Consider the following 13835-nt stretch of genomic DNA (forward strand, 5'->3'; position numbering starts at 1 on the left):
CCGCTACGAACGCAAGCCCGAACACTTCCTCGCCTTCACCGCCATCGCCGCGACCCTCATATGCCACCGCAGACTCACCAAATGAAATGACGTCTTAATCCGCCGACGTATCGCGATCCCGCCACTCTCGACGTCACCGCGCATCCAACTGCCCGCCCCCCACCACCAACCCGGCGAACCTATGCGGTCAGAGCATTAGATGCGCGAGTTGCGCAGCGACTGCCACGCGGCGCCGGCCAGCGCCCGCGTCGCCCGCGGGACCGACAGATGCTCGTGCTCGCGGTACAGGGTCCAGTTGTACTGCACCAGCGACAGCTTGTTGGAGGACAGCGATCCCGCCCGGTGGGCCCGGTACACCGCGAGCGGCTCGGCCAGGCCCCGGGCGTCGGCACCGTCCCGCATGATCGACAGCCACAGGGCGTAGTCCTGGCGCTTGCGCATCTCCGGCATCAGCCGCGTGCCCAGCACCTTGCGGTCGTACATCGCGGTGAGGGCGCCGATGTAGTCCCGGACCAGCATCGCGCGGTAGTCCACGTGCTCCCGCGCGTGGACCACCCGGCCGTTCGGAACCCAGTCGGTGCTCTCGCCGTCGTGGTCGGCGTCCATCTTGAAGTACGAGGTGAACGTCAGCGGCGCGGCGCCCGCCGCGGCGAAGGCGAGCTGCTTCTCGGTCTTCTCCGGCAGCCACATGTCGTCGCTGTCCAGGAAGGCCACGTAGTCCCCCCTGGCCCGCTCGATGGCGAGGTTGCGGGCCCGGCCGGCGCCGCCGCGCTCCGGCGCCCGTTCCGGCCGGACCCGCTCGTCCTGCCGGGCGAATTCCATGAGCAGGTCCATGGAGTCGTCGGACGACTGGTCGTCGGTGACCAGCAGCTCCAGGTCGGTATGGGTCTGGGTGAGGACCGACCGGACCGCTGCGCCCAACATCGCAGCCGAGTTGTACACGGGCATCACGACCGACACCAAGGGCACAGCGCTTCTCCTAGCCGGATCAGGAACGACGGCCGGCCCATTCAAACATCGTCGGCGGGCCGGAGTCGCCACGCGGGCAGTCGTCGCAGTTCAGGGCTGTGCGGGACGTCTCCTGGCCGACCTCCGGCCGACCCCTCGGCCGACCCCTGCCGACTCCCGGCCGTATCCGCCGCCGAGGTGGGCCATCGGCTCGCCGGGTCGCCGGCTCACCGGCTACGACGTCGACCTCGACCTCGACCTCGACCCGCATGGCGTCCAGCCGGCCGGTCCCGGGTACGGGGCGTGGCCGCCTCGGGGCCGCGCGCGGTGCCGGACTCCGGGGCCCGCGCCGCGACCGGCCCGGCCAACCGGTCACCCCACCCCGATCAGCACCGCCAGCAGCACCGCCCCGGCCGCCGCCGGCGCCATGATCTCGTAGGCCCAGCGCACGCTGATCTCGCCCTGCGCCGTGTCCGCCTTCTCCCGCGCCTCCAGCAGGCCCCGGATCTCGTCCATCACCCTGTCGGTCTCCGCCCGCACCGGCCCGTCCGCGACCTCGGCGGCGGCCGCCCGCTGTCCGGTGAGCCCGAACCCGCCGCGCCCGGCCGCGCCCCGGCCGTCCCCCGCCGTGCGCCGCGCCTCGCGCCGGGCCGCCTTCTTGCGGCCCCGCAGCGAGACGGGGACGGACCACAGCTGGTACTTGGCACCGGAGTCGGCGACGACCTCGTTGGAGTAACCGGAGCGCAGCGCGGTGATCCGCCCCCACGGCAGCACGACGACGCGCAGCGGGTTGCGGACCCGCAGCCGGTCGTCGCCCGCGAACACGGCGGGGCGCAGCGTGTAGGCGACCACCAGCGGCACCACGAGGAGCAGCGCGGCGAGCGCCAGCCACGGGGTGCGGCCCTCGCCCGCCACCACCGCGTCGATGCCCAGCCACAGCACGATGGCGAGCAGCAGCACACCGCCGGCGATGCCCGCCGGCGAGCGGTAGACACGGTCCTTGGTCTCGGGCACCGGGGGCTGCGGTGCGGGCGCGGGATGCTCCGGGGTCGTCATGTGCCGATTGTGCCCGACGCCCGCCCGACGCCCGCCCGGGGGCCATTTCGGGGGCTGTACAGCCGCTACGCGCGTAGATATGCTCGCCTGGTGACCATGCCCACCACTGCACCCGCACCCGGACTCGCCGGCGTCACCGCGTCCGACGGCACGCTGCGCCGCTTCCTGCACGGACTGCCCGGCGTCGACGCGGTCGGCCTGGAGGCCCGGGCCGCCGCGCTCGGCACCCGTTCGATCAAGACGACCGCGAAGGCGTACGCCCTCGACCTCGCCATCTCGATGGTCGACCTGACGACCCTGGAGGGCGCGGACACCCCCGGCAAGGTCCGGGCGCTCGGCGCCAAGGCGGTCCGCCCCGACCCGACCGACCGCACCGCCCCCGCCACGGCCGCTGTCTGCGTCTATCCCGACATGGTGCCCGCCGCCAAGGAGGCGGTGGCCGGCTCCGGCGTCAAGGTCGCCTCGGTCGCCACGGCGTTCCCGGCCGGCCGCGCCTCCCTCGCCGTCAAGCTGGCCGACGTGCGCGAGGCGGTGGCGGCGGGCGCGGACGAGGTCGACATGGTCATCGACCGGGGCGCGTTCCTCGCCGGGAAGTACCTGAAGGTGTACGAGGAGATCACGGCCGTGAAGGAGGCGTGCGGCACGGACGCCCGCCTCAAGGTCATCTTCGAGACCGGTGAGTTGTCGACGTACGACAACATCCGCCGCGCGAGCTGGCTCGGCATGCTGGCCGGCGCCGACTTCATCAAGACGTCGACCGGCAAGGTCGCGGTCAACGCCACGCCCGCCAACACCCTCCTGATGCTGGAGGCGGTGCGGGACTTCCGGGCCGCCACCGGGACCCAGGTCGGCGTGAAGCCGGCCGGCGGCATCAGGACCGCCAAGGACGCCGTCAAATTCCTCGTACTGGTCAACGAGACGGCCGGCCCGGACTGGCTGGACAGCCACTGGTTCCGGTTCGGCGCCTCCTCGCTCCTGAACGACCTGCTGATGCAGCGTCAGAAGCTGGCCACCGGCCGCTACTCCGGCCCCGACTACGTGACGGTGGACTGATCACCATGACATCCGCATCTGCATCTACATCCGCATCCGCATCCGCATCCGCGTTCGAGTACGCGCCGGCGCCGGAGTCCCGTTCGGTCGTCGACCTCGCGCCGTCCTACGGCCTGTTCATCGACGGCGAGTTCACCGAGAGCGCGGGCGGTGACCTGGTCAAGACGGTCAGCCCGGCCACCGAGGAAGTGCTCGCCGAGTACACCCGGGGCACCGAGGAGGACGTCGACCGCGCGGTCCGCGCCGCCCGCAAGGCGTTCGAGAAGTGGTCGGCGCTGCCCGGCACCGAGCGCGCGAAGTACCTCTTCCGCATCGCCCGCGTCATCCAGGAGCGCAGCCGCGAACTGGCCGTCCTGGAGACGCTGGACAACGGCAAGCCGATCCGGGAGACCCGCGACGCCGACCTCCCCCTGGTCGCCGCGCACTTCTTCTACTACGCCGGCTGGGCGGACAAGCTGGAGCACGCGGGCTTCGGCGCCGCGCCGCGGCCGCTGGGCGTCGCCGGCCAGGTCATCCCCTGGAACTTCCCGCTGCTGATGCTGGCGTGGAAGATCGCCCCGGCCCTGGCGACCGGCAACACGGTGGTCCTGAAGCCCGCCGAGACGACCCCGCTCTCCGCCCTCTTCTTCGCGGACATCTGCCGCCAGGCCGGTCTGCCCAGGGGCGTCGTCAACATCGTCACCGGCGACGGCCGCACCGGCGCCGCCCTGGTCGCCCACCCCGACGTGAACAAGGTCGCCTTCACCGGTTCCACGGCCGTCGGCAAGGAGATCGCCCGCACGGTCGCGGGCACCCGCAAGAAGCTCACCCTGGAACTGGGCGGCAAGGGCGCCAACATCGTCTTCGACGACGCCCCGGTCGATCAGGCCGTCGAGGGCATCGTGAGCGGCATCTTCTTCAATCAGGGCCAGGTCTGCTGCGCGGGCTCCCGGCTGCTGGTCCAGGAGTCGATCCACGACGAGCTGCTGGACCGTCTCAAGCGGCGCCTGACCACCCTCCGCCTCGGCGACCCGCTCGACAAGAACACGGACATCGGCGCGATCAACTCCGCCGAGCAGCTCGCCCGGATCACCGCGCTGGCCGACCAGGGCGAGGCGGAGGGCGCCGAGCGCTGGTCCCCGGCCTGCGAACTGCCCTCCGCCGGTTACTGGTTCGCCCCGACGCTCTTCACGGGCGTCACCCAGGCGCACACCATCGCCCGCGACGAGATCTTCGGCCCGGTGCTGTCGGTGCTGACCTTCCGCACCCCCGACGAGGCGGTCGCCAAGGCCAACAACACGCCGTACGGCCTGTCGGCGGGCATCTGGACCGAGAAGGGCTCGCGGATGCTGGCGGTCGCGAACCGGCTGCGCGCGGGCGTGATCTGGTCCAACACGTTCAACAAGTTCGACCCGACCTCGCCGTTCGGCGGCTACAAGGAGTCGGGCTTCGGCCGCGAGGGCGGTCGTCACGGCCTGGAGGCGTACCTCGATGTCTGACCGACTGTCTGTCCTGAAGACCTACAAGCTGTACGTCGGCGGGAAGTTCCCGCGTTCGGAGAGCGGCCGGGTGTACGAGGTGACCGACGCACAGGGCAAGTGGCTGGCGAACGCGCCGCTCTCCTCCCGCAAGGACGCCCGGGACGCGGTGGTCGCCGCGCGCAAGGCGTTCGGCGGCTGGTCCGGGGCGACGGCGTACAACCGGGGCCAGGTGCTCTACCGGGTCGCGGAGATGCTGGAGGGCCGCCGGGCCCAGTTCGTCCGCGAGGTGGCCGACGCCGAGGGCCTGTCGAAGTCCAAGGCGGCCGAGCAGGTGGACGCCGCGATCGACCGGTGGGTCTGGTACGCGGGCTGGACCGACAAGATCGCCCAGGTGCTGGGCGGCGCCAACCCGGTCGCGGGCCCGTACTTCAACCTGTCCTCCCCGGAGCCGACCGGCGTGGTCGCGGTGCTGGCCCCGCAGGAGTCGTCGCTCCTCGGCCTGGTCTCGGTCGTCGCGCCGGTGCTCGCGACGGGCAGTACGGCGGTCGTGGTCGCCTCCGAGAAGTCCCCCCTCCCCGCCCTCTCCCTCGCCGAGGTGCTGGCCACCTCCGACGTCCCCGGCGGAGTCGTCAACCTGCTCTCCGGCCGGACGGCGGAGATCGCCCCGACCCTCGCCGCCCACCAGGACGTCAACGCGATCGACCTGACGGGGGCGGACACGGCGCTGGCGACGGAACTGGAGATCGCCGCAGCCGACAACCTGAAGCGCGTGCTGCGTCCACAGCCTGTGGACAACTGGACGGCGACCCCGGGCCTGGACCGCCTGACGCCCTTCCTGGAGACGAAGACGGTGTGGCATCCGACGGGGGCGCTGGGAGTGTCGGGGTCGTCGTACTGATCTGCGATTGACGCAGAAGGAGGACCCGACCGGCCTGGCAGCCGTCTACGAAGCAGTTGACGCTCTGGCCACACACCCCCGCCCAGCCGGGTCCGTCCCGTACGCATCACCGGACGTACGGCGCCTGCACGTCGGTGCTTACCGCGTCCTGTACGTCATCGACGACGCTGTGATCCACATCCTGGTGACCCACCTAGGCCGCACCCCCTGAAGCCCCTCCCAACACCCCCGCCAGCTGCCCCACCCCCGGCAGGCTGCCGATCGACGGGGCCTGGGCGACGGGGTGGGTCAGGGCGGTGGAGGCCAGCGGCTGGAAGTCGGCGATCTGGGTGCCGACGCCGTTGTCCAGCGGGTCGACGCCGGTGCCGGCCAGCGGGTTGGGCTTGAGGCCGGCCACCGGGCCCGTGACGTAGGGGAGCGCGGTCCGGGTGGCCTGGAGGCCGGCCGCCGGGTCGATCTTGCCCAGGGAGGTGGGGCGGGTGTGCACCACCCCGGCGAGACTCTGGGCCTCGTCGGCGGCGGCGGCCGTCGCCGCGCCCGCCCCCACGGCCGCCCCGGCGACGGCGAGGACGGCCAGCGCGCGCTGGACGGACGGGGTGTGGGGGGACGCGTGTCGGGCCATCGCTGCTGCCACCTCTTGCTGGGAAGTACGACTGGGAAGTACGACTGGGGAGTACGACTGGGGAGTACGACTGGCGAACGCCACCAGGGCACTGCGGAACGTAACCGTGTCGACGCGAAGCGTAGTTGACGTGTGACGCGCGCTTCAAAGCCGACCCGCGGGGTCGAACGACCGCCGTTCGATGCCGCACACTGGTGTCCCGTGAGCTCCCATCCGCCCATACCCGCCCGAGTCGTGCTGCTCTGCGGCCCCTCCGGCTCCGGCAAGTCCCTCCTGGCCGCCCGCTCCGGCCTCCCGGTGCTGCGGCTCGACGACTTCTACAAAGAGGGCACCGACCCGACGCTGCCGCTGGTGGCGGGGAGTTCGGACATCGACTGGGACCACCCCGCCTCGTGGGACGCGGACACCGCCGTCGCCGCCGTCGCGGAGCTGTGCCGCACCGGCCGTACCGCCGTGCCCGTCTACGACATCGCGCTCAGCGCCCGCACCGGCGCGGGAACCGTCGACATCGGCCGGACCCCGCTGTTCATCGCGGAGGGCGTCTTCGCCGCGGAGATCGTGGCGCGGTGCCGGGACCTCGGCGTGCTCGCCGACGCGCTCTGTCTGAGCCGCGGCCCGCTGACCACCTTCCGCCGCCGCTTCCTGCGGGATCTGCGGGAGGGCCGCAAGTCGGTGCCGTTCCTGCTGCGCCGCGGCTGGCGGCTGATGCGCGAGGAACGGACGATCATCAGCCGCCAGACGGCACTGGGCGCGCACGCCTGCGACCGGGACGAGGCGATGGGCCGGCTGGCCGCCGCGGCGGCCGGACGGTGCGCCACGACCCGTACGGCGGCCTGACCGGCGTAGCGCCCGACCGGCACGCACAACGAAGCGGGACTGGACGGACCCCCCGGCCCTCCAGTCCCGCTTCTTTCCCCCGTACCCCCGTACGGTCCCCCGTGTTCCCCGTTCCCCCGTGTCCCCCGTGGTGCGTCCCCCGTGAGTAAGAGCCCGGTCCCACCCCCCTGATACACCCGGGCCCGTACTTTTTTTCCACCCCCCTCGGACCGGTCAGGCGACCAGTTCGCCGAAGGCGTCCTCGCGGTCACGGCCGAAGCTGAGCACCTCGTCGTCGCGCAGCCGGCGCAGCGAGCGCCAGATGCTGGACTTCACCGTGCCGACACTGATGCCGAGGATGTCCGCGATCTCCGGGTCGGTGCGGCCCTCGTAGTAGCGCAGGACCAGCATGGTGCGCTGGAGTTCGGGCAGCCGGGCCAGCGCCTGCCACAGGACCGTGCGCAGCTCGGTGCCGCGCATCGCGTCCGTGTCGCCGGGCGTCTCCGGCAGTTCCTCGGTCGGGTACTCGTTCAGCTTGCGGCGCCGCCAGGCGCTGATGTGCAGGTTGGTCATGGTCCGGCGGAGGTATCCGCCGACCGCCGCCTTGTCGCTGATCCGGTCCCACGCCCGGTAGGTCGAGAACAGCGCGCTCTGCAGCAGGTCCTCGGCCTCGAAGCGGTCGCCGGTCAGGTGGTAGGCGGTGGCGTACAGGGAGGCGCGGCGCTCCTGGACGTAGGCGGTGAACTCCGCCTCCGACAGCGAGCGGCGCTCCCCCGGGTCCTCCCTGTACGCCGCCCCCTCCGGGGACTCCCCCGTGTTCGCGTCAACCACCGACATGTACGTCGTCGGATGCTGACGCCCGGCCCCGCGAGCGCACCCCCGCCCGCTCACGGAGCCGGACTTCTCACAACCCCGGGCCCCGTTCACGTCGTGCAGACGCGTGATCACTGCGCTGGTGCTGGTGCGAGTCAGCGTGTTCATCATGCGCCCCCCGTCGTGGAGTTCCCGGTGTTCGGCTTGCGGTCCTGCTTGTGCCGAGAACTCTGCCGGGGGCACTTCATGGCCGTGTCCGCCGACTGTCACAGACCTGTCACAAGGCCCGGTCACCGCGAAACCACGGTTCCTTCACAGCACCCGGCGGTAGGAAGAGCCGATTGGCGACCCACCGGTCGAACCGCACCCCCCGCATGGGCCAGAATGAGCCCGTGCCTTCCCTGTTGCTGATCGAGGACGACGACGCCATCCGCACGGCCCTGGAGCTCTCTCTGACGCGCCAGGGCCACCGGGTGGCCACCGCGGCCAGCGGTGAAGACGGTCTGAAGCTGCTGCGCGAGCAGCGGCCGGACCTGATCGTGCTGGACGTGATGCTGCCCGGCATCGACGGTTTCGAGGTGTGCCGCCGCATCCGGCGCACCGACCAGCTGCCGATCATCCTGCTGACCGCGCGCAACGACGACATCGACGTGGTCGTCGGCCTGGAGTCCGGCGCGGACGACTACGTGGTCAAACCGGTGCAGGGGCGGGTCCTGGACGCCCGGATCCGGGCGGTGCTGCGGCGCGGGGAACGGGAGTCCACCGACTCGGCGACCTTCGGCAGCCTGGTCATCGACCGCTCCGCGATGACCGTCACCAAGAACGGCGAGGACCTCCAGCTCACGCCGACCGAGCTGCGCCTCCTGCTCGAACTGAGCCGGCGGCCCGGTCAGGCGCTGTCCCGGCAGCAACTGCTGCGCCTGGTCTGGGAGCACGACTACCTGGGCGACTCCCGGCTGGTGGACGCCTGTGTGCAGCGGCTGCGCGCCAAGGTCGAGGACGTGCCGTCGTCCCCGACGCTGATCCGTACCGTGCGCGGCGTGGGCTACCGGCTGGATCCGCCTCAGTGACCCAGGAACAGTCACCGGACCGGCAGCGGTTCTGGTCCCGGCTGCGCTTCACCAGTCTGCGGCTCCGGCTGGTCGTCGTCTTCGGGCTGGTGGCGCTCACCGCCGCCGTGTCCGTCTCGGGCATCGCGTACTGGCTGAACCGGGAGGCGGTGCTGACCCGCGCCCAGGACGCCGTGCTGGGCGACTTCGAGCAGGAGATGCGCAACCGGGCCGGGTCGCTGCCCGAGCACCCCACCGAGGACGAGCTCCAGCACACCGCGGGCCAGATGGCCAACAGCAGCCAGCGGTTCGGCGTGCTGCTGGTCGCCGAGACCACCGGCGGCAGCGCCGTGTCCGGCAGCGCGGGCGGGCCGGACGGCTTCGCCCTCTCCGACGTGCCCGCCTCGCTGCGCACCGCGGTGGACAAGAAGCAGAAGGTCACCGACGCCAACAAGTCCGCGTACCACCTCTACTGGCAGCGGATCGTGCTGGCCGACACCCCGTACCTGGTGGCCGGCAGCCGGGTGGGCGGCGGCGGGCCGACCGGCTACATGCTCAAGTCGCTGGAGCCGGAGGCCAAGGACATCGACTCGCTGGCCTGGTCGCTGGGGATCGCGACCGCGCTGGCGCTGATCGGCTCCGCGCTGCTCGCGCAGGCCCTGGCGACGACGGTACTGAAGCCCGTGCACCGGCTGGGCACCGCCGCCCGGCGGCTCGGCGAGGGCCGGCTCGACACCCGGCTGCGGGTCTCCGGCACCGATGAACTGGCCGATCTGTCCCGGACGTTCAACAGTGCCGCCGAGGCGCTGGAGAAGCGGGTCGAGGACATGGCGGCCCGGGAGGCGTCCTCGCGGCGGTTCGTGGCGGACATGAGCCATGAGCTGCGTACGCCGCTGACCGCGATCACCGCCGTCACCGAGGTCCTCGAGGAGGAGCTGGAGGCGGAGTCCGGGTCGATGGACCCGATGATCGAGCCCGCCGTCCGGCTGGTGGTCAGCGAGACCCGGCGGCTGAACAGCCTGGTGGAGAACCTGATGGAGGTCACCCGCTTCGACGCGGGCACCGCCCGGCTGGTCCTGGACGACGTGGACGTGGCCGACCAGATCACCGCCTGCATCGACGCCCGCGCCTGGCTGGACGCCGTGGAGCTGGACGCCGAGCGCGGCATCCACGCCCAGCTGGACCCGCGCCGCCTCGACGTGATCCTGGCCAACCTGATCGGCAACGCGCTCAAGCACGGCGGGTCGCCGGTGCGGGTCTCGGTGACCGAGGTGGCCGACGAGGTGGTCATCGCCGTGCGCGACCACGGGCCCGGCATCCCCGAGGACGTCCTGCCGCACGTCTTCGACCGCTTCTACAAGGCGAGCGCCTCCCGGCCGCGCTCCGAGGGCAGCGGGCTCGGCCTGTCCATCGCGCTGGCCAACGCGCACATCCACGGCGGTGAGATCACCGCGGGCAACTCCCCCGAGGGCGGCGCGGTGTTCACCCTGCGACTGCCCCGGGACGTCTCGGAGCTGGCGGAGTCCGGTGCCCCGGAATCCCGGGCGGCGGGCAACGGCAAGGACGCGAAGGGACAGGGACAGCGCTGATGACCGCACGCTCCGCGCGCGACGCTCGCACGGCCGGCACCATACGCGCCGTGCGCACGGCCGGCACCGCACGCGACGCTCGCACGGCCGGCACCGCACGCGCCGTACGTACGGCCGGCACCGGGCGCGCCGTGCGCGCCGTGCGCCGCCGGCCCGCCCGGCTGCTGGCGCTGCCCGTGCTCGCCGTGCTGCTCGCCGGGTGCGGCATCCGCGCCACGGAGGTGCCGACGGACTTCGGGCCCGCGCCCTCGCGGGTGCGCTGCTCGCTCGCCGAGCCGGGCGCGGCCACCGGGGCCGCGGGGGGCGTGGCCGTGCGGGTGTTCCTGCTGTGCGGCTCGTCGCTGGTGCCGGTGGACCGGACGGTACGGGTGCCGGACGGCGCGCGCGGCGCCGAGCGCCGGGTCGCGGTGGCCAGGGGGCTGCTGAGCCAGCTCGCCGCGCCGCCCTCGGCCGCCGAGACGGAGGCCCGGTACACCACCGACGTGCCCGGCGGGATCACCGTGTCGAAGCCGCGTGACGGCGATCCCGGCGCCACCCTGCGGCTGGGCACCGCGCCGGACGACCTCACCTCGTACGCCCTCGCCCAGGTGGTCTGCACCTTCGCGGCCTCGGCCGCGGTGGCGGACGACGGCGCGGTGGTGCTGGGCGGCCCCGACGACCGGGCCGCGCGCCGGTACTCCTGCACGGACGAGGTCCGCACCCGCCCGGGCAGCAACGAGCCGCCGTCCGCCGCGGCGACCGCGGCGGACTGAGCGGGGGACTCAGCCGGGCCGGCAGGCGGCATGTGGCGCATGACTCACCCGTGTGGGGGAGAGCCCGGAACCGCGCGCGCCGGAGGCCGCGTCTACGGGGGCGTGCAGCGTCAAGGGTTCATCGGCGGCAGCGCCGCGCTCCGCATCCGCGTGACGGGAGGCGTCCTCCTGGTCGCGCATCTCGTCCTCGTCGCCTGGCTCACGCTGCGTCCCCTGGACGTCCCCTGGGTCATGCCCGCCAATCTGCATCCCTTCGCGGGCATCCGCGCCGAGGTCGCGCTGGGCTGGCCGGAGGCGGCCCGCTGCCTCGTCGGCGGGCTGGGCCTGCTGGCCCCGCTGGGCGTCCTGCTGCCGGTGGTGAACGGCCGGATCGCCGTCTCCCCACTGGCCTCGCTGCTGCGCAGTACGGTCGCGGGCGCCCTGCTGTCGCTCGGCATCGAACTGCTCCAGACCGGCGTGCCGGGCCAGGTCGCCGACATCGACTCGCTGCTGATGAACACCGTGGGCGTGGCCCTGGCGCACCTCGCCGTGGTCCCGGCGGGCCGGTCCTGGCTCCGCCGCAGGTCCGAGCGGCGGCGGCCCGGGGACGTGCTCCAGGAGGAGCCCGCTCAGGGTCGGACCCCGACGATTCCCAGGGTCGGGATCGCCCCGTAGAGCGACGCTTCGCCCCGTTCGTCTGCGTAGCGTGGAAGGCAGATGAGGCGACCGCTCCGGGAGCCTCGGCCGACGCTCACGAAGGAGTCGCCATGTCCCGCCTCGCCCGCCCCACCGACGGCCGTGTGATCGGCGGAGTGTGTGCCGCGCTGGCGCGGCGCTTCGGCACTTCCGCGACGACGATGCGCGTCATATTCCTGGTCTCGTGCCTGCTGCCCGGCCCGCAGTTCCTGCTCTACCTGGCGCTGTGGATCCTGCTCCCCGGGGAGCGGAAGGCGGCCCGTACGGCCTGGTAGCGGCCGCTCGCCGCACAGGCGGACGGGGCGCACCCGGCGGGAACCGGGTGCGCCCCGTGGGCGCGTCGTGCCGGGCGTGGCCCGGCCGGGCGTCAGCCGCCGAGCGGCAGGCCGTTCACCGGCAGCCCGCCGGTCGGCAGGCCCTGCACCGGCAGCCCGCCGAGCAGGCCCGCGACCGGCTTGGTCGGCCCGTTGGCGAGCTGCTCGGCGACGAGCTGCTCGACGACCGGCTGCGCGGCGGTCAGGCCGGTGCCGGCGGCGCGCTGCCCCGCGTCGAGCGCGTTGCCGGCGCCGGGCGCGGCCTGGGCGACGCTCTCGGCGGGGAGCGTCCGGGCGACGCCGTCCACCGTCTGGGCGAGGTCGGGGACCTGCGGGGCCGCGGTGGCCGCACCCGCGCCGGCCGCGGCGAAGGCGGCACCGAGGGCGGCGACACCGAGGGTCTTGACAGCAGACTGCTTCATGAAATGCGTCCTCGAAATGGTAAGTCGGGGATGTGAGCGGTCCTCGACCGTAAACACGTGCCGTCGCCCGCCGCAAACATCGAAATGCGAACGGATTGTGAAAGACGATCCGGGTTTACGGATGCCGATCCGCCCTACTCAGCCCTCATGTTCCACGGAACCGCTGGTGGAGACGGTCTGCTGGAACAGCCATTCGGACTTCAGTTCCGCATATCCGGGCTTGATCACGTCATTGATCATGGCCAGTCGTTCATCGAAAGGAATGAACGCTGATTTCATCGCATTGACGGAGAACCACTGCATGTCGTCGAGCGTGTAACCGAACGCGTCGACCAGGTGCTCGAATTCCTTGCTCATGCTGGTATGTGACATCAGCCGATTGTCGGTATTCACCGTGGCCCGGAAATGCAGCCGGCGCAGCAGCCCGATGGGGTGCTCGGCGTACGAGGCGGCCGCCCCGGTCTGGAGGTTGGAGCTCGGGCACAGCTCCAGCGGGATGCGCTTGTCCCGTACGTAGGAGGCGAGCCGCCCCAGCTTCACCGAGCCGTCCCCGGCCACCTGGATGTCGTCGATGATCCGCACCCCGTGCCCGAGCCGGTCGGCGCCGCACCACTGGAGCGCCTGCCAGATGGACGGCAGTCCGAACGCCTCGCCGGCGTGGATGGTGAAGTGGTTGTTCTCGCGCTTGAGGTACTCGAAGGCGTCCAGGTGCCGGGTGGGCGGGTAGCCGGCCTCGGCGCCCGCGATGTCGAAGCCGACCACCCCGAGGTCCCGGTAGCGGTTGGCGAGTTCGGCGATCTCCAGGGCGCGGGCGGCGTGCCGCATGGCGGTGAGCAGGGCGCCGACCCGGATCCGGTGACCGGCCTCCCGGGCCCGCCGTTCCCCGTCCCGGAAGCCCTCGTTGACCGCCTCGACGACCTCTTCGAGGGTGAGGCCGCCCTCGAGGTGCTGTTCGGGCGCGTAGCGCACCTCGGCGTAGACGACCCCGTCGGCGGCGAGGTCCTCGGCGCACTCGGCGGCCACCCGGACCAGGGCGTCCCGGGTCTGCATGACGCCGACGGTGTGCGAGAAGGTCTCCAGGTACCGCTCCAGGGACCCGGAGTCGGCGGCCTGCCGGAACCAGTCGCCGAGCCGGTCGGGGTCGGTCTCGGGCAGCCCCGAGTAGCCGGTCTCCCGGGCGAGTTCGACGATCGTGCCGGGGCGCAGCCCGCCGTCGAGATGGTCGTGCAGCAGAACCTTGGGCGCCCGGCGGATCCGGTCCGGCGTCGGGGATTTCGCGGTGGTCTGGCTCGTCATCCGTGCACTCTAACTCCTACGCGCGTAGATCACAGGCCCCCGAGGCCCACCGGTTCACGGGACTGGCCGGAC

16 protein-coding genes are annotated in these 13835 nt (G+C 72.4%); 10 read left to right on the plus strand and 6 right to left on the minus strand.

What is annotated here, in order from left to right:
• Nucleotides 1–195: 195 nt before the first annotated feature.
• Entirely contained in the window at nt 196–969 is a 774-nt protein-coding gene (locus tag AB0G32_RS31750; RefSeq protein ID WP_361171146.1) for a glycosyltransferase family 2 protein, read from the minus strand.
• 351 nt (nt 970–1320) lie between these two features.
• Entirely contained in the window at nt 1321–2004 is a 684-nt protein-coding gene (locus AB0G32_RS31755) for a PH domain-containing protein (RefSeq protein ID WP_361171148.1), read from the minus strand.
• 96 nt (nt 2005–2100) lie between these two features.
• Here AB0G32_RS31755 and deoC point away from each other — a divergent pair, with 96 nt between their 5' ends.
• The 4 genes from deoC to AB0G32_RS31775 are packed head-to-tail and all read left to right on the plus strand — an operon-like array spanning nt 2101 to nt 5626.
• A complete protein-coding gene (gene deoC / locus AB0G32_RS31760; protein WP_361171150.1) occupies nt 2101–3057 on the plus strand; it encodes a deoxyribose-phosphate aldolase in 957 nt (318 codons plus the stop codon).
• Between the two features lie 5 nt (nt 3058–3062).
• Nucleotides 3063–4535 carry an aldehyde dehydrogenase family protein gene (locus AB0G32_RS31765; protein WP_361171153.1) on the plus strand — a complete coding sequence of 491 codons (1473 nt, stop codon included), beginning with the start codon at nt 3063–3065 and terminating at the stop codon, nt 4533–4535.
• Complete coding sequence (locus AB0G32_RS31770) at nt 4528–5415, plus strand: aldehyde dehydrogenase family protein (RefSeq protein WP_361171156.1); 888 nt, start codon at nt 4528–4530, stop codon at nt 5413–5415. The genes AB0G32_RS31765 and AB0G32_RS31770 overlap by 8 nt, the downstream gene beginning before the upstream one ends.
• The gene (locus tag AB0G32_RS31775; protein WP_361171296.1) at nt 5375–5626 is read left to right on the plus strand and encodes a type II toxin-antitoxin system RelE/ParE family toxin; all 252 of its coding nucleotides are present in this window, start codon (nt 5375–5377) and stop codon (nt 5624–5626) included. The genes AB0G32_RS31770 and AB0G32_RS31775 overlap by 41 nt, the downstream gene beginning before the upstream one ends.
• Here AB0G32_RS31775 and AB0G32_RS31780 read toward each other — a convergent pair.
• On the minus strand, nt 5609–6037 hold the full coding sequence (locus AB0G32_RS31780) for a hypothetical protein (protein ID WP_361171159.1): 429 nt from the start codon (nt 6035–6037) through the stop codon (nt 5609–5611). The genes AB0G32_RS31775 and AB0G32_RS31780 overlap by 18 nt on opposite strands.
• A gap of 132 nt (nt 6038–6169) precedes the next feature.
• Between AB0G32_RS31780 and AB0G32_RS31785 the strand changes: the two genes are divergently transcribed.
• A complete protein-coding gene (locus tag AB0G32_RS31785; protein WP_361171162.1) occupies nt 6170–6874 on the plus strand; it encodes a uridine kinase in 705 nt (234 codons plus the stop codon).
• A gap of 213 nt (nt 6875–7087) precedes the next feature.
• Here AB0G32_RS31785 and AB0G32_RS31790 read toward each other — a convergent pair whose 3' ends face one another.
• The gene (locus AB0G32_RS31790) at nt 7088–7834 is read right to left on the minus strand and encodes a SigE family RNA polymerase sigma factor (RefSeq protein ID WP_361171165.1); all 747 of its coding nucleotides are present in this window, start codon (nt 7832–7834) and stop codon (nt 7088–7090) included.
• A 224-nt stretch (nt 7835–8058) separates the two neighbouring features.
• Between AB0G32_RS31790 and afsQ1 the strand changes: the two genes are divergently transcribed.
• The 5 genes from afsQ1 (at nt 8059) to AB0G32_RS31815 (ending at nt 12006) form a co-directional block, all read left to right on the plus strand.
• Entirely contained in the window at nt 8059–8736 is a 678-nt protein-coding gene (gene afsQ1 / locus AB0G32_RS31795) for a two-component system response regulator AfsQ1 (RefSeq protein ID WP_158075115.1), read from the plus strand.
• Nucleotides 8733–10304 (plus strand): HAMP domain-containing sensor histidine kinase, encoded by a 1572-nt coding sequence (locus AB0G32_RS31800; RefSeq protein WP_361171168.1) that lies wholly within the window; start codon nt 8733–8735, stop codon nt 10302–10304. The genes afsQ1 and AB0G32_RS31800 overlap by 4 nt, the downstream gene beginning before the upstream one ends.
• The gene (locus AB0G32_RS31805; RefSeq protein WP_361171171.1) at nt 10304–11056 is read left to right on the plus strand and encodes a hypothetical protein; all 753 of its coding nucleotides are present in this window, start codon (nt 10304–10306) and stop codon (nt 11054–11056) included. Before AB0G32_RS31800 ends, AB0G32_RS31805 begins: the two co-directional genes overlap by 1 nt.
• Before the next feature lie 102 nt (nt 11057–11158).
• On the plus strand, nt 11159–11710 hold the full coding sequence (locus AB0G32_RS31810) for a VanZ family protein (protein ID WP_361171174.1): 552 nt from the start codon (nt 11159–11161) through the stop codon (nt 11708–11710).
• A gap of 92 nt (nt 11711–11802) precedes the next feature.
• Complete coding sequence (locus AB0G32_RS31815) at nt 11803–12006, plus strand: PspC domain-containing protein (RefSeq protein ID WP_361171177.1); 204 nt, start codon at nt 11803–11805, stop codon at nt 12004–12006.
• Between the two features lie 92 nt (nt 12007–12098).
• On the opposite strand, the gene AB0G32_RS31820 is transcribed toward AB0G32_RS31815, so the two are convergent.
• Both AB0G32_RS31820 and AB0G32_RS31825 read right to left on the minus strand, forming a co-directional pair.
• Nucleotides 12099–12467 (minus strand): ATP-binding protein, encoded by a 369-nt coding sequence (locus AB0G32_RS31820; RefSeq protein ID WP_361171181.1) that lies wholly within the window; start codon nt 12465–12467, stop codon nt 12099–12101.
• Nucleotides 12468–12605: 138 nt separating this feature from the next.
• Nucleotides 12606–13763 (minus strand): adenosine deaminase, encoded by a 1158-nt coding sequence (locus tag AB0G32_RS31825; RefSeq protein ID WP_361171184.1) that lies wholly within the window; start codon nt 13761–13763, stop codon nt 12606–12608.
• Nucleotides 13764–13835 lie beyond the last annotated feature (72 nt).

It is taken from the genome of Streptomyces sp. NPDC023723 (assembly GCF_040639815.1).
Taxonomy (GTDB): Bacteria; Actinomycetota; Actinomycetes; order Streptomycetales; family Streptomycetaceae; genus Streptomyces.

Coding starts and splice junctions, on each gene's coding strand:
- AB0G32_RS31755 (WP_361171148.1), bottom strand. CDS start 2,004: ATGACGACCCCGGAGCATCCCGCGCCCGCACCGCAGCCCCCGGTGCCC.
- deoC (WP_361171150.1), top strand. CDS start 2,101: ATGCCCACCACTGCACCCGCACCCGGACTCGCCGGCGTCACCGCGTCC.
- AB0G32_RS31765 (WP_361171153.1), top strand. CDS start 3,063: ATGACATCCGCATCTGCATCTACATCCGCATCCGCATCCGCATCCGCG.
- AB0G32_RS31770 (WP_361171156.1), top strand. CDS start 4,528: ATGTCTGACCGACTGTCTGTCCTGAAGACCTACAAGCTGTACGTCGGC.
- AB0G32_RS31780 (WP_361171159.1), bottom strand. CDS start 6,037: ATGGCCCGACACGCGTCCCCCCACACCCCGTCCGTCCAGCGCGCGCTG.
- AB0G32_RS31790 (WP_361171165.1), bottom strand. CDS start 7,834: ATGAACACGCTGACTCGCACCAGCACCAGCGCAGTGATCACGCGTCTG.
- AB0G32_RS31805 (WP_361171171.1), top strand. CDS start 10,304: ATGACCGCACGCTCCGCGCGCGACGCTCGCACGGCCGGCACCATACGC.
- AB0G32_RS31815 (WP_361171177.1), top strand. CDS start 11,803: ATGTCCCGCCTCGCCCGCCCCACCGACGGCCGTGTGATCGGCGGAGTG.
- AB0G32_RS31820 (WP_361171181.1), bottom strand. CDS start 12,467: ATGAAGCAGTCTGCTGTCAAGACCCTCGGTGTCGCCGCCCTCGGTGCC.
- AB0G32_RS31825 (WP_361171184.1), bottom strand. CDS start 13,763: ATGACGAGCCAGACCACCGCGAAATCCCCGACGCCGGACCGGATCCGC.